The sequence below is a fragment of the Sporosarcina sp. ACRSL genome, from assembly GCF_022346605.1.
In the GTDB taxonomy this organism is placed as follows: domain Bacteria; phylum Bacillota; class Bacilli; order Bacillales_A; family Planococcaceae; genus Sporosarcina.
On sequence record NZ_JAKRNT010000005.1, the window covers coordinates 219,436 to 245,117 of the forward strand.

Here is a 25,682-nt window from a genome sequence, read left to right on the forward strand (position 1 = left end):
AGGTAGAACTGCAATGCGTGTAACACAATCAATGCTTTCCAACAACATGCTCCGGAATTTATCGACGAGCTACAATAAAATGGGCAAACTGCAAGACCAGTTAGCAACCCAGAAGAAAGTGAACCGCCCATCCGATGACCCGGTCGTTGCGATGAAGGGCATGGCATATCGTATGCAGGTGGATAAAGTAGAGCAATATCAGCGAAATCTTGGAGAAGTGCATAACTGGCTAGATACAACTGACGATGCACTTGACCATGTCGGTGAAGCAATGAAACGGCTTCAAGAACTTGTAACGGATGCAGCAAACGATACAAAAACATACGATGATCGGCAAAAAGTTTTAAAAGAGATCGAGCAGCTGCGTGAACAAGTGCGTGACCTGGCGAATACAAAGTCGGGAGAAAATTATCTTTTCTCCGGAACAAAAACCGGAGAACCGCTATTTAATGCCGAGAAAATCGCAGGTCTTGATATCCCCCAAAACGCAAGTGAACCTTATCCAACCTTTACTGATTATTCGTCGTACGAACAATCCGTAACAATAGAAGTTTTCGATGGTGTTGAACTACAAGTTAACACAAATGGCTTTGAATTGTTTTCTAAAATAGATGACATGTTCCGACAATTGACTGAGACGATCAATGATGAAGGAAAGAGTGGATCGGACATCGGTTCGTTTTTAGGTAATGTAGACACTGTACAGAACCTTGTCCTGAAGGAGCGTGCAAACATCGGTGCCCGTCAAAATCGAGCAGAAATGATGGATAACCGTCTCTATTCCCAAGAAGTCATCTCTAAAAAACAAATGTCCGAAAACGAGGACATCGATATCGAGAAAGTGATCACAGAAATGATCACACAAGAATCGGTTCATCGCGCTGCTCTATCCGTAGGCGCAAGGATCATCCAACCGTCTTTAGTAGAATTTCTACGTTAATAAACCGAAAGCGTTTGGTCTAACGCCAAACGCTTTGCTAAAAGGTGAAAACTTATGAACATCCCACAACTTCAAATCCAGACAACGCGCGGCATCCTCGGCCTTCAAATCGATAAACCAGTTCAGGAGATTGAACAACCCAAAGCGACCATTCACCAAGAACAACCGGCTGCCATCCTTGAAATGTCGACAACAAGTTCACAGCTGTCTATCGACACAACAGAAGCACGTGCGGATATCGACTTGAAAAGCCCGTTGCGAAGAGGCGATGAGAACGCTCAATACGGGATGCAGACCATACTTGAAGGTATCGCAAGACGAGCGCAAGAAGGCCAACAGCTCATGCAAATCGAAAACGGCGGCAACCCAATCGCCGACATAGCTAAACAAAACACAAATCCGCCTCCTGCACCACTAGGCATCCGTTTCGTTGGTAATCGCACCAAAATCCAAATGTCCTTCCAACCGGGAACACTCAACATCAACGCAACACCGCAAAAGCCGGTATTCGATGTCCAAGTGAACAAACCGATTCACACCTACACAACGGGCAAAGTATCCGGCGTGATGGAACAGTACCCATCCATCCAAATCGATTGGAAAGTGTAAAAGAACGGGAGAGCTCGTTCTTTTTTATTTTCTCAGACAATGGTACTCTCAATATAGTGAACTAGTTAAAGGAGCGACATACATGATCATCCAAACAAAATTCCACGGCGAAGTTAACATTCAGTCCGAACAACTATGGAACTTCCCAAAAGGAATGCCTGGCTTTGAAGACGAAAATGAATTTATCCTTCTTCCTATTGAAGGAAACGATATGTTTCAAGTATTGCAGTCTTCTAGAACACCATCAGTGGCTTTCATCGTCACAAACCCATATACACTTGTTGATGATTATTCATTCGATATCGACGAACCGACAATCGAACTGCTTAATATTGAAAAACCGGAAGATGTATTCGTACTAGGCATTCTTACGCTCAAACAACCATTTGAAACATCCACAATCAACCTACAAGCACCGCTTATCTTCCAATTGAACAACAGGAAAGCAAAGCAAATGATCTTAAACGATAATCGTTTTACAACCCGCTATGTTATCGGTCAACCAAAGGAGGCAAAATAAATGTTAGTCCTCTCACGTAAAACGAACGAAACAATTAAAATCGGTGATGAAATCGAGATTCGAATCCTTGATGTAAAGGGCGACACAATCCGAATAGGAATTGAAGCGCCGAAGCACGTTGATATCCTTCGTGGCGAACTCGTGCAATCAATTACAGAAACAAATACCGAAGCACTAACATTAGATGCATCCTTATTTTCACAGCTTACAAAAAAAGAATAACCTTCATTGGATGCCTGAACTACTCATGAAAGCTAGGGCATCCAACCCACCCTCTAAAACATTCCTTAAAATATTCTAAAATCCCACAAAATCTTTCACAAAACGCTAAACTCATAACCAACTTGTCCGATACTAATATTGTAAGCGGCAGTAACGAGTTCGGCCGGCTCTTACTCCGTGAGCACTAAACTACTTAGGGTCACAAGGACGTGAACCCATAAACACTCAAGGAGGAAATTACAATGAGAATTAATCACAACATCGCGGCTCTTAACACACACCGCCAACTAGGTGCTAACAACACTCAAGCATCTAAAAACCTAGAAAAACTATCTTCAGGTCTTAAAATCAACCGTGCAGGAGACGACGCAGCAGGTCTAGCAATCTCCGAAAAAATGCGTGGTCAAATTCGTGGTCTGGATATGGCTCAAAAGAACGCGCAAGACGGTATCTCTTTGATTCAAACTGCTGAAGGTGCATTGAATGAAACCCATGCAATCCTTCAGCGTATGCGTGAGTTAGCTGTTCAATCATCTAACGGAACTAATAATGATTCGGACCGTGCAGAATTACAAAAAGAGGTTGACCAATTAGCACAGGAGTTAACTAGAATTGGTAATGACACAGAATTTAATACACAAAAGCTATTAGATGGTTCGTTTAAAGGAACTTTCCACATAGGTGCCAATGAGGGACAAAACATCTCCTTATCGGTTGAGGATATGAAATCTTCATCTCTTGGAGTTATTGGAGATGCAAGCATTGCAAGTAGTGGAACCTATACTGCAGGTGCTGCGGGTGAATACACACTGTCTCAAGGAACAGTTTATACAATTCAAGACGGTGCTACTGCAGGCTCGTATAATTTAGTAGATTCATCAAATAATATTGTGGCAAAAAGTGCAGATGGTTTAACATTTACAACAGAAAAAGCAGATGGAACTGGTGCTGGTACTGGTACTATAGTTTTCACTCAAAAAACCACTACTGGTCAAGCGACATTCGATGGCACTAATTTGAAAGCTAATGCAACATTCCAAAATAATGGACTAGAGTCAGGATCATTTAAGTTCGATTCTGCAAATAGTGTATTAAGAGATGCAGCAGGTAAAGCGGTAGCTAAAACTGCAGACGCGGGAATTACATTTACTGACATGAACGACACAACAAAAGTTTTATTTACAGCTACAGTTGCTCTTACAGATGGAGCACAAGTTGATGTAAAAGGAATTAACATTTCTGACGGACAATCTGCTAGTAAAGCTATTACAACTATCAATGATGCTTTGGAGAAAGTATCGGCAGAAAGATCAAAGCTTGGTTCTTACCAAAACCGACTAGAGCACACAATCAACAACCTCGGAACTTCTTCCGAAAACCTAACAGCTGCGGAATCACGTATCCGCGACGTGGATTATGTCTTAGCTGCTGCGTAAGCAGTGACAGACACAGTCGTCCTGACTGGTAACGGTCAGTGAGTACAATCGGGTGAATTGCTGGAAACCCCTGAAGCTTTCTTCCCCACAACGTAACCGGAAACGGTAAGCGTGACGGGCCGAAAAGAAGAAAGATTGGGCAATCAGCAGCCAAGCTCCTGTCTCGAAAGAGTGGAGAAGGTTCAACGACTAGGGTATACCATCTACAGCACATGCCATGATGATGAAACCCGTAGGAAACGCAAGACTGAGAACCTTGCCGATCCGAAGTGCCCGACCCCTACCGAGCAATCGAAGGGTGAAGATATAGTCTAGTCATTAGTGAAAGCTAATGTTCGCACGATGGCGAAAGAAATGATGGAGTTCACAAAGAACAACATCCTTACTCAAGCAGCACAAGCAATGTTGGCTCAAGCACAGCAATCCCCGCAAGGAGTCTTACAACTTCTTCGGTAATGTTGTGAACGGGCGTCTAACTTGGTAACGAGTTAGAGGATCACTGGGTGAATTGCTGGAACCTCCTGAGAGCTCTTCTGCCACAGCGGAACTGGAAACGGTAAACGCGACGGCTTGAAAAACGAAGAGATTGGACAATCAGCAGCGAAGCCCCTGTCGGGAAACCGTGGGGAACGTTCAACGACTAGGATAGACCGTCTAAGGCAATCGCTATGACGATGAAATCCGTAGGGTGTTACGAGTTGTAACATTCGAAGTGCCCAGCCCCTACAAGGCAACTTGAGGGTGAAGATATAGTCTATTCCATGATTGAAAGACATGGCGGCAAAGCAAGCCAACCAACAACCACAAGGCGTACTTCAACTTCTACGCTAATCTGGTTAATAAAACGCGGTCCGGAGTTTTTTCGGATCGCGTTTTTGTACTTAGAGACAAATTGTTATTGAATACATTACTCTTCAAAATTAATTGAAAGTAATTAGGAAATGTTTTATAAACTACTTATAGATACTGTTTGAATGCGATTTCATAATGAGAATACATAATTAAAATAACGGAAATTGAGTAGGTAACTTGCTTAAAGCATAAAAGTAATTGGGAGGAAGTCTATATGCAATCAAGTAAAATTGCTTTAAATATTAATTCTCCATTTTGTAAACTACCTACCAAACACGATTCTAAATTGTTTTTTATTCAAGATGAATGGGCAAGAAATGACATTACTGAACATGTCTTTAAAAGACCTAATAGATTATTTTTTATATTGCATGAGCAGTTAGAATCCATGCCAAAGTTATTAGGTGAACAAGGTACATATTATTTTCATAGAGTTATCTTGTCCTTTTTTGATGCAGCCCATATGCTAAATCATTTCGCGAGTAAGTACTACAAGAATATTCAAGAAAGTAATTTGAGCTTTGATGAAATACAGAAACAATCATTACATTACAACATTATGGAGTTTAATTATGAGTCCGTTGATGCAACTACGTACCTTTGCACCTATTATCCTGGACAAGATAGAACTGATAATAATGGATATATAACTAAAAGTGAAGTGTTAGAGGCTTGGCTTGCTATGAATTTGAATAAGATTCTAGAAAGTCATGGAATTTCACCATATTTATCCGCCGATGAGAAGGAATTTATGATTAGTGATTACGATAATCTAATTATAAAAATGGCTTCCAATCCGGAATTAGGAATGGTAATGCATAATTGGAGAAAATTAAATAATTACAGTGATGTGCAATTTATATCGACAGCGAGTAAGATTTTAGAGTTTATTAAAGCAGATGTACAAAAAAATAGTAGCAAATTCAGAAAGGATAGTGGATTCGATAAGTTGATTGAATTACTAGATCTAGTTAGTAACAAAGAGAGAAAGCATTTTTTTGGATTATTTAACGAGGCCGAAAAACTGGGGTTTATTTCAAGACATGGCACATCTACCGACAAAAAGAAACTTGAAGAAGAGTCTCATCTATTTGTCTACAAAAGTATAAGCAAAAACAATCCAGAAGACATTGTTGAAATCAGAAATAGAATGTTTAAACATAGAATATTGCCCAACGGAGCTGAATTAAATTATCTATACGATGTTTGGCACTATACTACTTCAATTATTGTGTTGTTATGGTTTCTCGGGAGGAAATCAAAATAGGCGATGAGATAAAATGGGATAAACTATGATCTAATTATATTGTTTAATTTAGATTTGAATGGCATCAAAACTTTATGAATTACTATTTTTAAAGGTCCTTTGTTTGTGGTTCTAAATATATGAATCCTATTTATTTAGTTTTCCCAATTTCAAAAATCCCATATACCAATTCTCTTATACATTACACAATAACTAGGTTGATTATTTTAGAATAAATTAATGGCAGGTGAAATGGAAGAAGTTAAAGAAATATTAAAGAAATTACGGTTTGGATCTTGTAACCGAAATAGAGAGCATTATTTAAAACGAGCACGATCAGGAAAAGATCTTATTCGACTGTTCGCGTAGGGTCTTTTTTGACTGTACATAAAATGGATATTTACAAATTAGCCCACTCGAAATCAACTTAGTGCATGAATAACAAGGGTTATGTTTTTAGTGCATACGAAAAGCAATAATCCGCTAACTGACTTACTGTCAAACCAGTCTGTTGGCGTATTTTAGCTAAATCAGTCCTATGCTGTTGTTCAATGACAATTTGATAGCCGATTGTCTTTTCTTGCTTTCTAATAAGAGGATGAAATGTATGGAAGATATGATCAAGACAAACTGTACGCGTGAACGGGTCTTTGTACAGTGACGAAAGTGTTGACAATTTCATGTTTATTTCAACTGTAGGTTTTTCAATTTTGTAAGTGGTAGGTAAGTAAATGCTTGTCCTTTTCGCTATTGTTCGGAGTGGTTGGGTTGGCAATATTTTCCTATCCATTGACTCATGTATCCATGGTGATATCAAGTGAACGAAATAAATGATTTGGAATTGATCATATAGGATGAGCCGATTTTGACCGTCTATACTAAATTTCAATCTCCAATTATCCCACAATAGCTGCATAAGAAACTCGTTTTCTTCCGAAGAAAAGCTATCGGTCGATAATATTATTTTACTTGCAACTCCATTAACCATTTTCAAATGCCCATCATCTTGGTACCACCACGCCAACGCTCGCTCATCTAAATATTGTTGAACCCATCGGATTGGTAATTTCTTTTTTCCTTCTGGATACCAAATCTCATGTAACTCTGTGATGATTAGATTCGTTTTCGACTGAACTACATAACTTTCGGAAAACCCTTTCTTCAACCGCTTGTCTGCAACTTTCCTATAAACAGGAGGGTTTAAGGGAATTTCGTCTTTTAGTTCCTCATAACAGTACAGTGACCAGCCGAAGTCTTCTACGCGATGCATGAATTGAAAACGGGGCTTTCTTTTATCCTGCTTTGTAATACAACCGTCTCCTAATAATTTTCCGCAAATGAATTGATTAAAAGACAATGTATTTCCCTCCTTAGGAAATTATATTCCTACTATATCAAAATTGCCTAAATTGTTCATCATGTAGTAGCAATATTTAGATCATAGATTTGTTCAGTGAAACAATTATTATCTTTTAATTTTTGATGATAATTTAAGGCTGATCTTGAACATAAAATAACCGATTTATGATTGCAAAAAAATAATTATAACCAATGTGTATCCTTTTCCCTCGGAGCAGTCTATATCATTAATGAAAGGACTGTTCATAAAATACTTAATATGAGGTGAAGGAAAATGGATCAAGGTTGGATCAAAGTACATCGGTCACTGTGGGATAAACCTATTTGGACGGGGGCGACGTCGGATCAGAAAGTTATTCTATTGACTTTGTTGAAGATGGCGACATATAAGGAGCGGCAGTGGGAATGGAAAGGGAAGCAGTATTCATTGCAACCGGGACAATTGATAACGTCTCTCCCGTCTCTCGTATTACAATGCGGCAAAGGTGTAACTGTGCAGAAAATTCGCACAGCTCTCAAACGCTTTGAAAGATACGGATTTCTAACAGACGAATCAACGAATCAAAACCGGCTCATAACCATTGTAAGTTGGGATGTTTACCAACAGAATGATAGCTTTGAAACAGCCGTTTCAACAGGCAGTCAACAGCTGGAGAACAGGCATGTAACATCTAACAAGAAGGTTAAGAACGAAAAGAATGTAAAAACTAATTATCCACCAGTTGTTTTCGATGAATCGTCTGAGTATTATCAACTAGCGTTGGCACTACATGATAATATCAGGAGGAATCATCCTGACAAGAGGGAACCCGATCTAGAGAAATGGATAAATGACATGAGGTTCATCGTTGAAAACGATCACCGGACAATTGAGCAGATCCATCATCTTTTAAAGTGGTCCCAGCAGCACCATTTCTGGCAGACAGTTATCTTATCTCCGACGGCATTGCGTAGAAACTGGGATCAGATGATGGCACAAGTGAAGCAAGAACACGAGCGGCGCAAGGGACAAGTCTATCATTTACCGAAAAGGCAAGTGAACGAATTTGTGTTGGATTTGACGAAAGGGGAAGCGCTGTTTTAATCAAGAATAAAGCACTTTTGTTTAACTGAAAAAATGCCCATACTAACCGATATAAACACAGCACCGCAAATTTGAATTCGATGGAGGCAGCATTTTGAAATTAATTATCGGGGAACAACATATTGAGTATAAAGAGATACCGTCTGCGGATGAAGTGATTGAACTGATTAACGAAAGCCTGACGGAAGGGTATTATTTCAGCCACTTCATTTCTGATGGTGAAGAAGTGTACGATGAGCATGAGGAGTATTTGGAGAGTAACTTGGACGAGATCAAGGAGCTTGAGGTTGTCATTAAGACGGAAAAGGAATTCATGAATGATGTTTTACTATCGGCAGAGGAATATTTGCAGCGTGCAATTCCCGACGTGTGCGCACTTGCCAATGACTTCAATCGTGTTCCTACCAATGATACCTGGGAAAGATTCGATATGCTGTTAGGTGGGGTAGAATGGCTGAATGATATGCTGAAAGTGGTTTCTACTAGCAAAGAACGCCCTTCTAACTGGGAAACGTATCACAAGTTGACGTCTAATATGCAAGCTGAGCTTTCGAAGCTTGGAAAAGCAATTGAGAAGAAGAAAAACAATCAAATATCTGCGATTATTAAGAGTGGTCTTCTGCCGATTTTTGAGCGGTTGGAAAAGGAATTTGGGGAGACGATTGATTTGGAGTTTGTTCGTAGGAATTTGAATTGAGTTGAACACACCAAATGCATCGAGTTAGTCTCAGATACATTTGGTGTATTTTTATTGCATACTCACGGTAGCTTCCAACATCATTTTGAATTGGACTGCTTTCAGTCTTATCCCAGTTTGTCCAGGTATATTTTCAATTAACCCATTCGCTCCTTGGCCAACTTTATTTTTATTATTCTATCAGAAAAAAGTATTATTACCTTTATTCTGAAAATTACTAGTAAACATTTTGGTATGTGTTAAAATAATAGGTATTAATATATAAAGTTTATATACATAAAACTACATTATACATGCAGATGCAAGATCTCAATCTGATTGGCATGTTGTGTAAAAGGGAAAGTGCTCAGAGCAAACCGTACAGGGTTAGTGGCTAGAATCGCGGTTTAATGGTGGATTTGAGAAGGGGTGAATGAAATGAATACAGAATGGTATGAGATGTGTTACAAAAGCAAGCTAACGGAATTGAATGGAACATCTTTTGAAGCATTTTTTCAAGAAGTGATGGTTCAACTACATAAAGAAAATTTTACGAACGCGATGCCATGGGGGACGCTTGGAGATCGGGGGAATGATGGATATTTAATCACTGAAAAAATATTGTTTCAATGCTACTCTCCTTACGATATCAAAGCAGCTGAAACAATTAAAAAAATCGCTACAGACTTTGAAAAATCAAAACAATATTGGGAAGTACATATTAAAAAGTGGGTACTAATGTTGGGAGGACCTCGTGTTGTAAATGATGTGCCTACTTCCGTTTTAAAGTATTTACTTGATTTAAAGGAGCAATATAAAGGCAGGATTGAAATCGAGTGGTGGTCAACACAGCTTTTAAAACATAAAGTACTCAGCTTACCGGAAGAAAGCCTTAGAATACTTTTTAAAAAACCTCCTTCAACTGAAGAAATATACTCCATTCGAGTCAGTGACATTGAACCTGTACTGAATCAGCTTAAAGGGATTGCGCTAACAATGCCATCTGTCCCCGAAGAAGATTTAACACCTGTACCGATTAATAAAATCCAAATAAATAAATTAAATGATGTTGCAGAAACGCTTATTAAATCAGGAAGTAAGCAGGCTGCTTTAATCGATAAGTATATTGAGCTATCTGGAGATGAAAATGCATTCATGGAACTCGCTTTAAAAGTGAACGCTGAATATCATAGGTTGAAAAGTGAGTACCCAAATGATCCAAATGTCATTTTTATGAAGTTACTTACGTATACTCGTTACGATAAAGCAACTAATGATAAGGATCAGGCGGTTTACTTGACAATTCTTGCTTATTTGTTTAACAGTTGTTCGATTTTCGAAAGAGAGCTATGATATAGTGTTATTAATTAAAGACGATATTATTCGCGAAAAGGAGTTGAGGGAGACGATGTTATTACCAGGGAAGTACATACATCCGGAAAGAACGTTAGTGTCAATTGGTGCCAAAATCATCTATCTCCTTCAACGTCCACAGAGTGTTTCGAAGCTATGGAATGACTATAAAAGAATGCAGGAAGACGAACAGTTGCCGGTCGTCTCATTTGACGTTTTTGTCAATGCCTTATGTTTTCTTTATACGATGAATGCAATTGAGATGAAGAATCAGGCAATAAGGAGGATTGAACATGCTGAAAAAAGTTTATAGTTCTCTTCCAACCTTTAAAACAGTAGAATTTCATCATGGCTTAAATATAATTGTTGCCGAAAAAAGTAATCCGCTGTCTGGAAAGTCAACGAGAAATGGAGCTGGAAAATCGACAATTGTAGAGATTCTTCACTTTTTGTTTGGCGGTAATGTGGATCCGATTTTCAAATCACAAGAACTAATCGAACATAGTTTCTCGGTTGATTTTGAAGTGAACAATAAAAACTTTACGATTACAAGGTCAGCAAAGCAACCGACAAAATTCATACTAAATATGATGAGAGAAGAGCAAAAGGAAACTCGAATTTATTCAAAAACTGAATTGATAGGCTTACTAAGACAGGAATTCTTTTGGGATATGCCGGAATCGGTTTCATTGAGAAGCACCTTATCATACTTTTTAAGAAGAGACGCTGACGGCGGTTTTTCGGAGTCCACAGAATTTATTAAACAACAAAAAGCCAGTGATAAGAAAAAAACATTATCATATTTATTAGGGTTAGATACAGATCTTCCACAGGAGTGGGAAGAACTAGAGATGAAAAGAAAAGATTTGAATTCATTAAATAAAATCATGAAAAATGGCATGATTGATTCGATTAAAATGGATTCAAGTTACTTAAAAAGCGAAAAAATCGTTTATGAAGAACGGGTACAAAAGTTAGAAGATGAAATCGCTAAGTTTGAAGTGCTTCCCGAGTACAGAAATCTTGAGCAAGAGGCAAATGATCTTACACAAAAAATCAATGAAATCACCGATCGTAACTTTTTCTTAAATAAAGAACTTTCTGTTTTAGATCAATCTCTAGAATCAGAAAAGCAGATGAACACAAAATTCAGTATAAAAGATATGTATGAGGAAATGAATATCCTAATGCCAGACTCCATATATAAACGTTTTGAAGATGTGGAAATTTTCCATGAATCAGTTGTGAGAAATAGAAGAGCGTATCTGCTGGAAGAAAGAGAAGAAATCAGCGAAAGATTAAAAAATAACAGTCTGGAAATCGAAAGGTTAGCTAAGAGAAGACAAGAGATTATGGTCATCCTTCAAAATAAAGGAGCTATTGATCAGTTTTCGAAACTCCAAGATGAATTAAATAAAATTAAAACAAGATACACTGAAATTATGAATCAGTTAAAAACATTGGATGATATTGTAAATATTAAAACAGAGTTAACGACAGGTAAAGCTAAGCTAATAAAGAAAATGCGTGAAAATCAAGCTGACCAAGAAGAACTGATTAAACATGCAGTTTTAACGATTAATCATACTTTAGAGGAGCTTTATGGAACAAATCATGGGACTCGTTTTACGGTAGATGTGAGTGAGCAGAGTGGATTGGTCGTAATGCTTAGCAAACCAGATAAAAAGAGTCGTGGTATTAACAATATGTTGATTTTTAGTTTCGATATGATGTTAATTGAGATGAATAAAAAGTTGGGTAGATCCTTGGATTTTTTATTTCATGATAGTCATTTGTTTGATGGTGTCGATTCGACTCAAACAAAAATTGCTTTGACGTTAGCGGCGAGAAAGACGAAAGAACTTAATTTTCAATATATTACTACTGTCAACAGTGATATTTACTCTTTGCTTTCAGATGAGTTAGATCAATATAAATTAGAACTTGATTTAACAGATGCTGAGGAATCAGGGGGCTTATTAGGGATTCGATTGCAATGACGTGTGACGAGTATTAATTATAATCAAATGTATAAAAAAATATAAGGAAATCATTGTTAGGAAGAGTACCAACCTCAGAACATCCAAACCACCCGACTAAATTAGCTATCCAAAGCGCTGATGGACATGCAAATCCATCAGTGCTTTTTTATTTTATCTTCCAATAGACATCTTTCCCCCTAACCCGAATATACATAGAAGTAACAATCTGCGATTACTAATCCTTGGACAAGTATCACTACGAGACCAAAGGAGGAATCTACCAGTACAAATAAGAGCCAAAAAAGGCGAAACAAAATCCAATAAAGGGGGAATTTGTAAGTGAAAAAGACTCTAACTCTTTTATTTCTCACTATGATTGTCTTCGCACTGATCCTTTCCGGCTGCGGGAAAAAGGCGAAAAAGGGCGATCGGGAAATCATTGTTGCAGCTATTTCGGAGCCTGATTCTGTCGATGTGCATCGAACGTCGTCGATGGGGGATGCGAACTCGGCTTTGTATGATGCGTTGATGAAGTATGACGATGACGGGAATATTGTCGGGAATTTAGTGAAAGAGTATACGGTTTCGCCGGATGGTAAGGAAGTGACGTTCGAGCTGAAGGAGGGTGTCGAATTTCATTCTGGAAAGCCTGTGAATGCGGAAGCGGTGAAGGCGTCGTTTGAGCGGTTGATGGAGTCGTCGCCTTTCAAAACGAATGCAGGTGACATTAGCAAAATAGAAGTAGTGAGCGAATATGTATTCAAACTTACTTGGAATGAACCGTTTGCGCCGTTCTTTACAAACTCGACTTCCAATTATTTATCTCCTATTGATGTGTCTGTGCTCGATAGCAATGGGGAAGGGTTTGAGAAAAATCCGAGTGCTACGGGTGCATTAAAGCTTGTGGAAATCAAGCGGGGAGATTCATTAGTTTACGAGCCGAGCGACAAATATGACTGGGGACCGGATGGACCTGGCTTTGACAAGGTGACGTTTCGTTTTATTCCTGACGAAGAGACGCGCATCTTGGAGTTTAAAAAAGGGAATGTCGATGTGTTAGGAAGCGTTCCGTATCAATATATCGAAGAGCTTGAGAAGGAAGAAGGCGTGACGATTGTCCGTGTTCCGAACTATGTTTTGAGCTATCTCGGCTGGAACAACAAGAAGCCGATCTTCCAAGATGTGCGCGTAAGGCAAGCGATTGCGATGGCGATTGATCGGGATTCAATCATTACGAACACATTCAGAGGCGAGGCGAAGCCAGTTTTTGGTCCATTGCCGCCTGCGACGTTTGGCTATAACGAGAAAATTGAAGAGATGGCACGCAACAAATATGCAAGGGATCTAGATAAAGCAAAACAATTACTTTCCGAGGCGGGTTGGAAAGATACGAATAAAGACGGCATCGTCATGAAAGACGGCAATCCGTTTAAAGTGGATATGTGGGTAGATAATGATCCGGCAAACCAACGTGCAGCGCAAATCATTCAAAGTCAGTTAAGGGAAATCGGTATTGACCTTTCAATTTCGGTGAAGGAGTCGGCAACAATCATCGAACAGACGCCGCAGGGGGCGCATGAAATGCTGTTATGGAGTTTTGGTTGGCTTGATGCAGATGTATTGAATTTCCTCCTATTTGGAGATGGAAAATCGACTCGCCTTCATTATGAAGTCGAAGAAATTTATAGCTTGTTAGAAAAAGGTGCGGTTGAGATGGATCAGGAGAAACGTTTGAAACTTTATGAGGATGCACAAAAGCTGTTAGTTGAGCAATCACCTTGGGTTCCGCTTTATGTGAAAGAGAACATTACTGCAATCCGGAATTTCGAGGAATTTGAGATTCATCCGAGAAGGAATCTCATTATTTGGCAAAACGTTAAAGTTGCAAAATAGTTGATTTCACGGGAACGCAGTCTTGTCTCAACGAAAGACGGTGTTCCCGTATATATAGGGGTGTATGGCATGTCGTCTTATTTATTGAAACGTCTGTTGACAATGGGAGTCACTTTGATTGGCGTTTCCTTGCTCGTTTTCTTCATGATTCACCTTGTGCCAGGAAATCCGGTGACGTATATTTTAGGTGATTTTGCGACGGAAGAATCGATTAAGGAGCTGGAAAGCCGCCTCGGTCTGGACCGCCCGATTTTCACACAATATGCCGCATATATGTTGAATGCTGTTCAAGGAGATCTAGGAACTTCCTATATTACCGGCTACACAGTAGTCGAAGAGATTTTAAACCGGATACCGATTACAGCCCAATTGGCATTGTACAGCGTCGCTTTTGGTTCGATTATCGGGATTATGATGGGAATCATTGCGGCTGTAAAACAAAATACGATTTTCGATCAAATGGCGATGCTTGTAGCACTTGTTGGCATTTCGGCGCCGGGATTTTGGATTGCATTGTTTTTAATTCTTCTATTCTCCTATCAGTTAGGCATTTTCCCCATTTCGGGCTATAGCGGATTCTACTCGCTCATTTTGCCTTCAATAACATTGGGGTTAGGGACGGCAGGAACGATTGCGCGGATGACGAGATCCAGCATGCTCGATGTCATTAAGCAGGATTATATCCGGACTGCTCAAGCGAAAGGGGCAAGCCTATACCGGCTCATTTTCCATCATAGCTTGCAAAATGCACTGATTCCGGTTGTGACAGTTATCGGAATGCAATTCGGCTATTTGATGGCAGGGGCAGTCGTAACAGAAACAGTGTTTGCACTTCCAGGCCTTGGCAGCTTAGTCGTTTCGGCGATATCGACGCGTGACATTCCAACTGTCCAAGGATTGCTTTTGTTCATGGCGTCGATGATCATACTTGCGAATTTCGTAGTGGACCTTCTTTACACGAAGCTGGACCCGCGCATTCGATTTGACTGAAATGGAGCTGAAAGGAGGAAGTGGATTTGAAACAATTGGACGGTGTGAATGGACCGGTTGTGTATGTAGAAGTAGAAACAAAAACATATTCAAAGTATCGGAGTTTTTGGAAGAAGCTAAAGAAGAACAAAGGTGCTCTAGTAGGAGCGGGAATTCTCTTGTTTTTCATTACGATGTCCACCCTTGCGCCAGTCATCGGACCTTATCCTGTCAATGAAATGATGTTTGAAGACAGTTTACAAGGGCCGAGCGCAAAGCATTGGCTAGGGACGGATGAATTTGGGCGGGATTTATACACAAGAATGTTGTACGGGGGACGCGTTTCCTTGCTGATGGGGCTTGTCGCCGTTTCCATTTCAGGGACAATCGGCGTTATTTTAGGTGTCATCGCGGGCTATTATCGCCGGCTTGATATGTACATTATGCAATTCATGGATATATTGATGGCTTTTCCTTCATTGCTGATGGCAATCGCAATCGTTTCGATTCTTGGTGTCGGGTTAACGAACGCGATGATTGCAGTTGCGATATCCGTCATTCCTTCATTCGTAAGGGTTGTTCGAGGATCAGTCTTGTCTGTTCGTGAGACAGAATACGTGGAAGCGTCAAGAGCACTAGGTGTAAAAGATGGGAAAATCATCATAAAACATATTTTGCCAAATGTCGCTTCGCCGATTATCGTTCTTGCAACGATTCAATTCGGTAGCAGCATTCTATCCGCGGCGGCACTTAGTTTCCTCGGGTTAGGGGCTCAGCCGCCGAATCCGGAATGGGGCGCGCTCGTTTACGTCGGGAAATCATTTTTGAGCCAAGCATGGTGGATGATGTTATTCCCAGGCCTTGCGATTATGCTCGTTGTATTAGGTTTTAATTTACTTGGCGATGGACTACGGGATGCTTTGGATCCTAGGCTTAAATAGTAGGGGGAAATCGAATTGCTAAAGGAAAAGATCGAATCATATATAAGTGGAATTGACGCGACTTTTGGGATATCAATCAAACATTTACAGACGAATGAAGAAGTGCATATACAAGGCGACCGCTACTTTCAAACAGCAAGTGTCGTGAAAGTGCCGATACTAGCGGCTTTGTATGATGCTGTCTATAAGGGGAAGATCGATGTATCGGAACGAATTGTTCTGCGAAGGGAAGACCGAGTACCGGGTTCTGGTGTCATTCAGGAAATGGACACTGGTATTTCACCGACAATTAAAGACTTGGCGACGATGATGATTATCGTCAGTGACAATATGGCGACGGACAAGCTGTTGTCGATGGTGGATGCGCAATCGGTTCAGGATTATATGCGAGCAATCGGATTAGAGCATATTTTTGTAAAGCATTCGATTTGGGAGCTGCTAAGCTTATGCGCTGGCATTGAGCCTACTGCGTATAGTGATGAAATGTTCGATCAAATCATTAACACTTTGATAGCTGGTCATTATAATCGGGACAGCATTGTTTTCCAAGGCAGTACGGAAAACAATGTGAGCACAACCCGAGATATGAACCGGTTAATGGAGAAAATAGCGAAAGGTGAAATTTTCTCCGAGGCATGCTCTGCCGATATCCGAGATATCCTTCTACGCCAACAATATACGCAGCGAATTCCAGGTTTATTGCCTAGAGGAACGAAAGTCGCCAATAAAACGGGAAGTCTAGGGACGATGTATAACGACACAGGCATCGTATACTTGCCTGATCAAAGAGGGGAATTTGTCATAACTGTATTTTCGGTTGGGAAGACGCTTGACTACGAAGGGAATGGACCAATCGCCCGGATTTCGAAGATTGCCTTCGACCATTTCCTAGAAGGGGCGGCTACATGAATGGAAGAGCTCTTGAGGGTAGAAGATATGCATATTTTCTTTCATGGAGATAAAGGGGATGTCATTCCAGCCGTTAAAGGTGTCAATTTCCATATCCGTGAAGGGGAGACGCTTGGACTTGTCGGAGAATCGGGATGCGGGAAAAGCTTGACGTCTCTATCGATTATGCAGTTGATACCTAAAAATGCCGGTTTTACAGAAGGACGAATTTTACTAGATGATATAGACGTGAATACATGCAGTGAAAAAGAAATGCGGGCGATCCGCGGGAATAAAATGTCGATGATTTTTCAAGAGCCGATGACTTCCTTGAATCCGGTTCATAAAATTGGTAAGCAAATCGGTGAAGTGCTTTTATTGCATGACGTGGGTGATCCGAAAACGATCGAAGCCCGGACGATTGAAATTTTGAAGAAGGTCGGAATTCCTCGGGCGGAGAAAATTGTCGATGAATATCCCCATCAGTTGTCGGGCGGTATGCGTCAAAGAGTGATGATTGCAATGGCGATGGCTTGCAATCCGAAATTATTGATTGCGGATGAACCGACGACGGCATTGGATGTAACGATACAGGCTCAAATATTGGATTTGATGAATACATTGCAGGAAGAATACAAAACGGCAATTTTGCTGATCACTCATGATTTAGGTGTCATTGCTGAAATGGCGGATCGAGTGATGGTTATGTATTACGGACAAATCGTTGAAGAGGCAGATGTCCGTTCACTGTTTAAGGAGCCGAAACATCCGTACACAATCGGATTATTGCATTCTGTCCCGACATTGGAGGCGGAGGATGAAGTTCGGTTGAATCCGATTGAAGGAACAGTACCAAATTTAGGTGATATTCAGGTAGGCTGTCCGTTTAGGGCGAGATGTGAAAGGGCTTTTGATAAATGCGAAGCCGAAAATCCTCCTTTATTCCAAATGGACAACCATTCCGTCAGATGTTGGTTGTACGAGGAGGTGTCCGTATGAGCGAACCATTGTTGACAGTGGATGATTTAAAAACTTATTTTCCAATTAGGAAAGGTTTATTGAAAAGAAATAATGGGTTTGTCAAAGCGGTCGATGGAATCAGTTTTCAAGTGCATCGAGGCGAAACGCTTGGCATTGTCGGGGAAAGCGGCTGCGGGAAATCGACGATGGGCCGAAGTATATTGCGTTTAATTGAACCAAGCTCGGGCTCTGTCCAATTCGAAGGACAAGAAGTGACGACATTGAATCGTTCTCAATTACGAAAATTAAGAGGAGAAATGCAAATTGTCTTTCAAGATCCGTATGCTTCCTTAAATCCGAAAATGACTGTTGGTGCAATATTGGACGAGGCATTGTCGACACATCAAATTGGAGTCAATTCGAAACAACGTAAAGAGATGATTGCGGATTTATTAATGAAAGTCGGTTTGAGCACTTCACATATTGGCAGGTACCCACATGAGTTCAGTGGCGGGCAGCGACAGAGGATCGGCATTGCGCGTGCGATAGCAGTCAATCCTTCAATCATCATCGCGGACGAACCCGTGTCGGCATTAGACGTTTCTGTCCAAGCCCAGATTCTGAACCTATTCGAAGAGTTGAAGGACACCTTAGGACTGACGTATATTTTCATCGCCCACGACTTAAGTGTCGTCAAACACGTCAGCGACCGAATTGGCGTCATGTATTTAGGAAGGATCGTCGAGCTTGCAGAGAAGAAGGAGCTATTCAAAAATCCATTGCATCCATATACACAGGCGTTGATGTCAGCGGTCCCTTCGTTAGATCCTGATGTGAAGAAAGAACGCATCATTTTAAAAGGTGACGTGCCAAATCCGGCAGCTCCTCCTTCAGGTTGCCCGTTCCATCCGCGATGCCAATTCGCAAAGGATGTATGTAAATCGGCGGTACCGAAGGAGATTTTGGTCAATGCTAATCGGTCGGTAAGTTGTCATATGTATGATGATGACTATCGGAATGAATTTTAATAGGAGAGAGTAGGAATACCAAATGTCATGGCAGCCCATTCCATGGCATTTTTTCATTCTTCAAAACCTCTTCCAAATCCAAAAAACTAATCTATAATAAAGAGTGGGAGACAGAATTATTTAACAATACATACAAACGGGGGAATTCCATTGGACTACTTATACAACCCATACCCAACAACTCGCCATACCGTCTTCGCACGAAAAGGGATGGTGGCAACGTCGCAACCGCTGGCGGCACAGGCGGGTATTGAAGTGATGCAGAAGGGCGGGAATGCGGTAGATGCTGCGATTGCAACGGCCGCTGCACTCACTGTCGTTGAGCCTACGACGAACGGCATCGGCGGCGATGCTTTTGCGCTTGTGTGGATGAAAGATAAACTGTACGGCTTAAACGGGTCGGGACCGGCCCCGGAAGCACTCACTTTAGAAGCGATGAAAGAGGCGGGGCATGAAAAGATTCCTACTTTTGGTTTCACACCGATTACGGTGCCGGGGGTTCCGTCTGCGTGGGCGGAGCTTGCTAAACGGTTTGGCAATTTGCCGTTAATTGAGTCGCTTGCCCCTGCGATCCGTTATGCGGAAGAAGGATATCCGCTCACGCCGATTTTAGGGAAGTATTGGAAGTTTGCGTACAATAAATTTAAATCGCTAGATTCGGCTGATTTCGATGAATGGTTCAAGACGTTCGCGCCGGATGGTAGAGCGCCGGAAATCGGTGAAATGTGGAAGTCGCCAGGGCATGCGCAAACGTTGCGGGAAATAGGCGAAACGAATGCGGAGTCTTTTTACAGAGGCGAGCTTGCCGATAAAATCGATGCGCATGTCACTGAGAACAATGGCTATTTACGTAAATCCGACCTTGAAAACTACAAAGCTGAATGGGTTGACCCGATTTCGACGAACTATAAAGGCTACGATGTTTGGGAGATTCCTCCGAATGGGCAAGGGCTTGTAGCGCTTATGGCTCTCAACATTTTCTCTGAAATGAATCCTGTAGTCCCGAACGACGTGAAATCGCTTCACGAACAGATCGAGGCGATGAAGCTTGCGTTTACCGACGGAAAAGCATTCATTACGGAAGAGAAGGATATGCCGATTGATGTCGAACATCTGCTGTCGAAGGAATATGCAAAGGAACGGGCTGCGGAAATTAAAGAACGGGCAACAGTTCCGAATCCATATGAGCTGCCGAGAAGTGGAACGATCTATTTGGCGACTGCGGATGGAGATGGGAATATGGTTTCCTTCATCCAATCGAATTATATGGGCTTCGGTTCCGGAGTTGTCGTGCCAGGGACAGGTATCGCGCTTCAAAACCGTGGCGTCGATTTCTCGCTCAATCCAGAGCATCCAAATGTGTTGAAGCCAGGGAAACGAACATTCCATACGATTATCCCAGGATTCCTGACGAAGAACGGACAAGCGGTCGGTCCGTTTGGTGTCATGGGTGGTTTCATGCAGCCGCAAGGCCATTTTCAAGTCGTCGTCAATACCGTCGATTATCACCTGAATCCGCAAGCCGCGCTCGACGCTCCGCGCTGGCAATGGGTCGAAGGGAATAAAGTGACTGTCGAACCGAACTTCCCGAACCATATTGCACAAGCGCTCACACGTTTAGGACATCAAATTGTCCCGACATTGGATGGTGGTTCGTTCGGACGAGGCCAAATCATTTGGCGCGATCCAGAAACAGGCGTCCTGTCAGGTGGAACAGAAGCAAGGACGGATGGATCGATTGCGGTTTGGTGACAATAAAATAATAGTTTATTAATTTACACACCTCCTATCCCAGCGTAGGAGGTATTTTTTATGAAACAACTGACAAAGTCATCCAATTCAGAACCTTCATATGATAGAATAGTTAGAAAGAGATACATAGGGGTAGGTGAGAATTGGTGCAAACAAAGCCCATTTTACTATCGAAACTGATGCCGCCGACGCCATCCGCCACGTATATGCGAAGGGCTTCGTTCGTCAAAAAAATGAAACAGGCGGATCGAGTGAAGCTCACGTTGTTGCATAGCGGGGCGGGGTACGGGAAAAGCTCGGGACTTGCTGCTTATTTCCATGACACGCAATCGACGTACAGCTGGTATTCCGTGACGGATGAAGACGATGATGTCCTTCCGTTCATTACATATTTAACGCAAAGCATTCGCCGTGTGCTACCGGGATTCGGATCTACACTATCGGAGTGGGATGAGCCTACTTTGCATCCGAAGGAAATGGACCTTGAGCGTTGGCTTGCCCTTTTCTTGAATGAATTATGGCAAGTCGAAGGCCCGCTCTTCATTGTCATCGATGATTTTCATCACGTCGACCATGTCTTCTTGGTGAATTATCTCGTTGAGAAAATGATCGGTTCATTGCCACCCCAAATCCATCTCATCGTTGCTACGCGGAACCGTCCGAGATGGGCGAGTCTCGTGAAGCTCAAAGTGACGGGGCAGCTATGCGAGCTAACGGAGGAGGACTTTCTTTTTTCTGATGAGGAAGTGGCCGTTTTCTACGAGGACTATTTCGATCAGACGCTTACCGAGGAGGAGGCGGCTTCTGTCATTCGGTTAACGGAAGGGTGGGCGATTGCGGTCAATCTGCTTGCGCTTCACCTTGCCGGGGGCGAAACTCATTTGCCGACCGCCATGAAGCCCGCGTTGCACGAACTGTTCGCCTATCTATCCGAGGAAGTGTTTAACCGGATGAGCTATGGCGAACAGGAACGGCTCTTAGCCTTCTCCATCTTTCCGACCTTTTCCGTCGAGCATGTCCGTGAGTTTTATGGAAATGAAATGGCGAAAGCTCTCCAACAGTTCGCGGAACGCCATGTCTTCATCCAATCGCTCGGCGAAGGAACGTACCGATACCATGCCCTTTTTCAACAATTTCTCGAACGGAAATGGCAATCGATTGATCCGGAACAATTTTACAAAACACAAAAGCGGGCGACGGAATTTTATCTTCGTCAATCAAACCCGATCCAAGCCATTTCCCATGCATTGAAAAGTGGGGATTCGAATTTCATTGGACAAATTATTGTGTCTAATGGCGCGAGTTTAATCAAAGCCGGACAGTTCGAATGGCTGCTCGATATTTTGAAAGGATTGTCTCCTGATGTGCTTGAACGGTACTATCCCCTCTATTATTTCGAAGGTGAGGCGCATCGGTACCGAGCATTTTACGAGAAGGCGAGAGTGGCGTATTCGGCATGCCTTAAGGCCGCGGAATTTCATGGGGACGATTATTATGCGGGACGAGCCCACGCTGGGATTGCGCATATTTATCTCGATACGATTCAACCCGGTCTAGCCGATCCGTATTTAATGAACGCGATTGTACTTGCCGAAAAGAGCGAAAAGACGAGCGAGTTGGAAATGGAGTTGCTAAAGCGGCAATTCGCGGAAAACCTCGTCAATCTTGGGAAAGCTTCAGACGCGGCGAAATGGGTGCAGAAGGAAATTAACGATCACAGCATTCTCCGGGAAGGGAATTTGGATGCTCGTATTGCGCTAAGGACAGGCAGATTACGGGAAGCGCAAGCGATTTTGAATGAACGAGAGAACGATTCGACATTGCCAGATTCGCATAGGGAAACGGATATTTTACTGTCGCTGATCTACTCGCTGATTGGTGAGGTGGAACTTGCGCTTGATAGTGCCGCTAGAGGGATTGAGCTTGGCAGGGAAGAGAAGTCGGGGTTTATTGAAGCTGTCGGGATGATTCGGATGGGACATGCGAAAATCCTATCCGATCCCGGAAATGTACTCATTGCGAAAGAGCATTATGTACAGGCAATCAAGCGGATGGATGAGCTGAACGTATCGCGCGGCAGTGCGGAGCCTTATATGGGGCTGTCAATCGTCGCTGCACGTCTTGGCGAATTCGCGGAAGCGATCCAGTACGGAGAGGCGGGCTTACGGGAGACGGAGCGGGTCAATGACGGCTGGCTATCCGCATTGATTCATATTGGACTAGCAATCGTTCATTTCTATGCGAGCAATGAAACCGAAATGGAGTATCATCTGAAGGAAGCGGAACGGCTTTTCGGGGAATGCGGAGATCTGTACGGCGAGATGATTACGGCGTTTTGGTCGATGAAGTTGTATGACCTAACGAATGATGACGAGCAATTTTCATTGCATGCCGAACGCTTTTTCACGCTTTGCGCGGAACAAAATTATTTGTTTTTCTTAACGGCTGACACGATTTTTGCCCCGTTCGACATGCAGTCGATCCATCCGTTAGTGCTCAAAGCAAGCCGTTTTCACACGGAGCATGCCGGCATTCAACAAGCCATCCAAATTCTGGGGGTGGAGGATGCCACTTCACATCCGGGATACAAAATCGACGTCCAACTGTTAGGGCCGTTCATGATTCAACTCGGACTTGACGAAGTAGATGACCGTAAATGGCAACGGGATAAGTCGAAGGAGCTTTTCATTTATTTGTTGTTAAATAAAAACCGATACGTTCCGAAAGAGGAAATCATGCAGGCACTCTGGGCGGATGCCGACGATAAAAGCGCCGATCGGGATTTCAAAGTAGCATTAAACGCTTTACTGAAAGTGATTGAGCCAAATCGGAATGCAAGGGAAAACCCGTTCTTCATTCTCCGTAAGCAAACGATGTACCGACTAAACCCAAAAGCGGATATCCGAACCGATCTCGAACGGTTCAAGCAGTACGTGGAAGCAGGGCTATCAGAGAAAGTTGCTGATATAGCGGTCGACCAACTATTAAAAGCCGCTGCGTTCTACAAAGGGAAACTGTTCGAGGAAAAGCTGTCCATCGACTGGATCACACAAGAACGCGAGCGGTTCGAACAGCTATACATCCAAACACTCGAGCGACTCGCCCAATCATATACAAGACTACAAGACTACAACAAAACAATCGAATGGGCGGAAAAACTATTGCGGATCGACCAAACATGGGAAGAAGCATACCGGCTCCTCATGTTCGCCCACTACCAGCTCCAAAACCGCCCGCAATCCATCAAATGGTACCGAAAATGCCAAACCGTCCTCGAAGAAGAACTAGGCATCGAACCAATGGAAACAACCGAGCAAATGTACAAGATGATCATGAATGAACTATAAGACGGTCCCGGTTTCCGGGGCCGTCTTTACGCTCAAAGTGGCACGTCCGCCCGCAACGGAAATCAACTGTTACAATCTACGTCTAGACTCCGGGCGCTAGCTTCTCGGGTCATAAGTCAAAGCTACTACGTGGCAAAGACCGCCACTTCGTATCTTTGTCTTATGCCTGTCGAAGCTGGACGAGCGCCCTCCGCTTTTGTTTTGTAACTCATTTGCAACTACCATCCAATAGAGTAAGAGACAGAAAGAAAGCGTTTACAAAACAAGTGAGGGGAGTTGCAGTATGAAGAAGAAATTGTGGTTGGTCCTATTATTTGCAATGGTGCTCGTCATCAGCGCAGCTTGTGGCAAAGACGAAGGGGAGACAAAGTCGTCAACAGAAAAAGAAACAACATCCGGAACGACAACTGCCGTATCCGGTGAAAACAAAAAGGAAGAGAAAAAGGAAGAGCAAGAAGTAATCAAAATCGGTGTCCTCGCCTCATTAACAGGTGCTCTTGAATCTTACGGAAAACAAACGAAACAAGGCTTTGAACTAGGTCTTGAATATGCAACAGACGGCACGATGGAAGTTGCAGGCAAAAAAATCGAATTCGTTTTTGAAGACACAGAAACAAAACCGGAAGTCGCTGTTCAAAAAGCGACGAAGTTATTAGAAGAAGATAAAGTCGATTTCCTCGTCGGATCTTCCAGTTCAGGAGACACGCTAGCGGTTCTGCCTCTAGCAGAGGAATACGAGAAAATCATGATCGTTGAACCAGCAGTTGCGGATAGTATTACAGGTTCAGAATTCAACCCGTACATCTTCCGTACAGGACGTAACTCATCACAGGATGCTGTTGCGGGGGCTGCAGCAATCGCAGGTCCTGGCGTTAAAATCGCAACATTCGCACCGGATTATTCATTCGGTTGGGATGGTATCAAAGCATTTAAGAAAGCGGCAGAAGATCTAGGCGCTGAAATTATCGTTGAGGAATACGCGGATCCTGCAGCAACGGATTTCACATCCAACTTGCAAAAGATCATTGAAGCAAAACCAGATTATTTGTTTGTCGTTTGGGCAGGTGCGAACTCGCCTTGGAACCAAATTGCTGATTTGAAAATGCAAGAAAAAGGCATCAAAATTTCGACAGGTGCACCGGATATTCCGGCACTTTCCATCATGGAGCCGCTCGTCGGCATGGAAGGGTTCTCGGTTTACTACCATACGCTTCCGAACAATCCGATCAATGATTGGCTAGTTAAAGAGCACAAAGCTCGCTACAACGGTGAAGTTCCAGATTTATTCACGCCAGGCGGAATGACGGCTGCAATCGCAATCGTCGAAGCATTGAAGAAATCTGAAGGCGACGCGGATGCCAATAAATTGATCGACATTATGGAAGGAATGTCTTTCGATACACCGAAAGGAAAGATGACATTCCGTGAAGAGGATCACCAAGCATTGCAAACGCTTTATTCCATCAAGCTTGAAAAACAAGATGGTGTGCCGTACCCAGTTCCAGTGCTCATTCGAGAGCTTTCGCCTGAAGAAACTGAGCCACCGATCAACAACTGATTACCTAAAGGAAAATCTATTAAGTAGAAGGACAGTCATTGTGCTGTCCTTCTCAATCGGATAAAAA

The 25,682-nt window shown here is 42.4% G+C and carries 21 protein-coding genes and 1 pseudogene; 21 read left to right on the top strand and 1 reads right to left on the bottom strand.

Annotated features, from left to right (window positions below):
- The first annotated feature begins 13 nt into the window (after positions 1 to 13).
- The 7 genes and pseudogenes from flgL to MHZ92_RS09495 all read left to right on the top strand — a co-directional run bounded on the left by flgL (position 14) and on the right by MHZ92_RS09495 (position 5,846).
- Positions 14 to 940: a flagellar hook-associated protein FlgL gene (gene flgL, locus MHZ92_RS09465; protein WP_239431440.1), complete on the top strand. Its 927-nt coding sequence runs from the start codon at positions 14 to 16 to the stop codon at positions 938 to 940.
- A 54-nt stretch (positions 941 to 994) separates the two neighbouring features.
- Positions 995 to 1,549 carry a DUF6470 family protein gene (locus MHZ92_RS09470; RefSeq protein WP_239431441.1) on the top strand — a complete coding sequence of 185 codons (555 nt, stop codon included), beginning with the start codon at positions 995 to 997 and terminating at the stop codon, positions 1,547 to 1,549.
- Positions 1,550 to 1,631: 82 nt separating this feature from the next.
- Positions 1,632 to 2,069, top strand: coding sequence for a flagellar assembly protein FliW (gene fliW, locus MHZ92_RS09475; RefSeq protein WP_239431442.1), 438 nt, complete (start codon positions 1,632 to 1,634; stop codon positions 2,067 to 2,069).
- On the top strand, positions 2,070 to 2,291 hold the full coding sequence (csrA, locus tag MHZ92_RS09480; protein WP_239431443.1) for a carbon storage regulator CsrA: 222 nt from the start codon (positions 2,070 to 2,072) through the stop codon (positions 2,289 to 2,291).
- Between the two features lie 242 nt (positions 2,292 to 2,533).
- On the top strand, positions 2,534 to 3,727 hold the full coding sequence (locus tag MHZ92_RS09485) for a flagellin N-terminal helical domain-containing protein (protein ID WP_239431444.1): 1,194 nt from the start codon (positions 2,534 to 2,536) through the stop codon (positions 3,725 to 3,727).
- A gap of 342 nt (positions 3,728 to 4,069) precedes the next feature.
- Positions 4,070 to 4,183, top strand: a pseudogene (locus tag MHZ92_RS09490) (flagellin); the annotation flags it as partial.
- Positions 4,184 to 4,793: 610 nt separating this feature from the next.
- Positions 4,794 to 5,846: a hypothetical protein gene (locus MHZ92_RS09495; RefSeq protein ID WP_239431445.1), complete on the top strand. Its 1,053-nt coding sequence runs from the start codon at positions 4,794 to 4,796 to the stop codon at positions 5,844 to 5,846.
- 427 nt (positions 5,847 to 6,273) lie between these two features.
- Here the strand turns inward: MHZ92_RS09495 and MHZ92_RS09500 are convergent, their stop codons facing one another.
- The gene (locus MHZ92_RS09500; RefSeq protein ID WP_239431446.1) at positions 6,274 to 7,182 is read right to left on the bottom strand and encodes an endonuclease; all 909 of its coding nucleotides are present in this window, start codon (positions 7,180 to 7,182) and stop codon (positions 6,274 to 6,276) included.
- Between the two features lie 276 nt (positions 7,183 to 7,458).
- Here MHZ92_RS09500 and MHZ92_RS09505 point away from each other — a divergent pair, with 276 nt between their 5' ends.
- The 14 genes from MHZ92_RS09505 to MHZ92_RS09570 all read left to right on the top strand — a co-directional run bounded on the left by MHZ92_RS09505 (position 7,459) and on the right by MHZ92_RS09570 (position 25,615).
- The gene (locus tag MHZ92_RS09505) at positions 7,459 to 8,268 is read left to right on the top strand and encodes a hypothetical protein (RefSeq protein ID WP_239431447.1); all 810 of its coding nucleotides are present in this window, start codon (positions 7,459 to 7,461) and stop codon (positions 8,266 to 8,268) included.
- A 94-nt stretch (positions 8,269 to 8,362) separates the two neighbouring features.
- Positions 8,363 to 8,965 (top strand): hypothetical protein, encoded by a 603-nt coding sequence (locus MHZ92_RS09510; protein ID WP_239431448.1) that lies wholly within the window; start codon positions 8,363 to 8,365, stop codon positions 8,963 to 8,965.
- A gap of 417 nt (positions 8,966 to 9,382) precedes the next feature.
- The gene (locus MHZ92_RS09515) at positions 9,383 to 10,297 is read left to right on the top strand and encodes an ABC-three component system protein (protein ID WP_239431449.1); all 915 of its coding nucleotides are present in this window, start codon (positions 9,383 to 9,385) and stop codon (positions 10,295 to 10,297) included.
- 4 nt (positions 10,298 to 10,301) lie between these two features.
- Positions 10,302 to 10,610, top strand: a complete 309-nt coding sequence (locus MHZ92_RS09520; protein ID WP_239431450.1) for an ABC-three component system middle component 6 — start codon at positions 10,302 to 10,304, stop codon at positions 10,608 to 10,610.
- Entirely contained in the window at positions 10,591 to 12,297 is a 1,707-nt protein-coding gene (locus MHZ92_RS09525) for a DUF2326 domain-containing protein (protein ID WP_239431451.1), read from the top strand. Before MHZ92_RS09520 ends, MHZ92_RS09525 begins: the two co-directional genes overlap by 20 nt.
- A gap of 321 nt (positions 12,298 to 12,618) precedes the next feature.
- Positions 12,619 to 14,172, top strand: a complete 1,554-nt coding sequence (locus MHZ92_RS09530; RefSeq protein ID WP_239431452.1) for an ABC transporter substrate-binding protein — start codon at positions 12,619 to 12,621, stop codon at positions 14,170 to 14,172.
- 69 nt (positions 14,173 to 14,241) lie between these two features.
- Positions 14,242 to 15,162 carry an ABC transporter permease gene (locus tag MHZ92_RS09535; RefSeq protein WP_239431453.1) on the top strand — a complete coding sequence of 307 codons (921 nt, stop codon included), beginning with the start codon at positions 14,242 to 14,244 and terminating at the stop codon, positions 15,160 to 15,162.
- A 59-nt stretch (positions 15,163 to 15,221) separates the two neighbouring features.
- Positions 15,222 to 16,082, top strand: a complete 861-nt coding sequence (locus tag MHZ92_RS09540; RefSeq protein ID WP_239431491.1) for an ABC transporter permease — start codon at positions 15,222 to 15,224, stop codon at positions 16,080 to 16,082.
- A 15-nt stretch (positions 16,083 to 16,097) separates the two neighbouring features.
- Positions 16,098 to 16,991 carry a serine hydrolase gene (locus MHZ92_RS09545; protein WP_239431454.1) on the top strand — a complete coding sequence of 298 codons (894 nt, stop codon included), beginning with the start codon at positions 16,098 to 16,100 and terminating at the stop codon, positions 16,989 to 16,991.
- The gene (locus MHZ92_RS09550) at positions 16,992 to 17,969 is read left to right on the top strand and encodes an ABC transporter ATP-binding protein (protein ID WP_239431455.1); all 978 of its coding nucleotides are present in this window, start codon (positions 16,992 to 16,994) and stop codon (positions 17,967 to 17,969) included.
- A complete protein-coding gene (locus MHZ92_RS09555; RefSeq protein WP_239431456.1) occupies positions 17,966 to 18,958 on the top strand; it encodes an ABC transporter ATP-binding protein in 993 nt (330 codons plus the stop codon). Before MHZ92_RS09550 ends, MHZ92_RS09555 begins: the two co-directional genes overlap by 4 nt.
- 150 nt (positions 18,959 to 19,108) lie before the next feature.
- The gene (locus tag MHZ92_RS09560) at positions 19,109 to 20,710 is read left to right on the top strand and encodes a gamma-glutamyltransferase family protein (RefSeq protein WP_239431457.1); all 1,602 of its coding nucleotides are present in this window, start codon (positions 19,109 to 19,111) and stop codon (positions 20,708 to 20,710) included.
- 146 nt (positions 20,711 to 20,856) lie between these two features.
- A complete protein-coding gene (locus MHZ92_RS09565) occupies positions 20,857 to 24,057 on the top strand; it encodes a BTAD domain-containing putative transcriptional regulator (protein ID WP_239431492.1) in 3,201 nt (1,066 codons plus the stop codon).
- 283 nt (positions 24,058 to 24,340) lie between these two features.
- The gene (locus MHZ92_RS09570) at positions 24,341 to 25,615 is read left to right on the top strand and encodes a substrate-binding domain-containing protein (RefSeq protein ID WP_239431458.1); all 1,275 of its coding nucleotides are present in this window, start codon (positions 24,341 to 24,343) and stop codon (positions 25,613 to 25,615) included.
- The last annotated feature ends 67 nt before the right edge of the window (positions 25,616 to 25,682 follow it).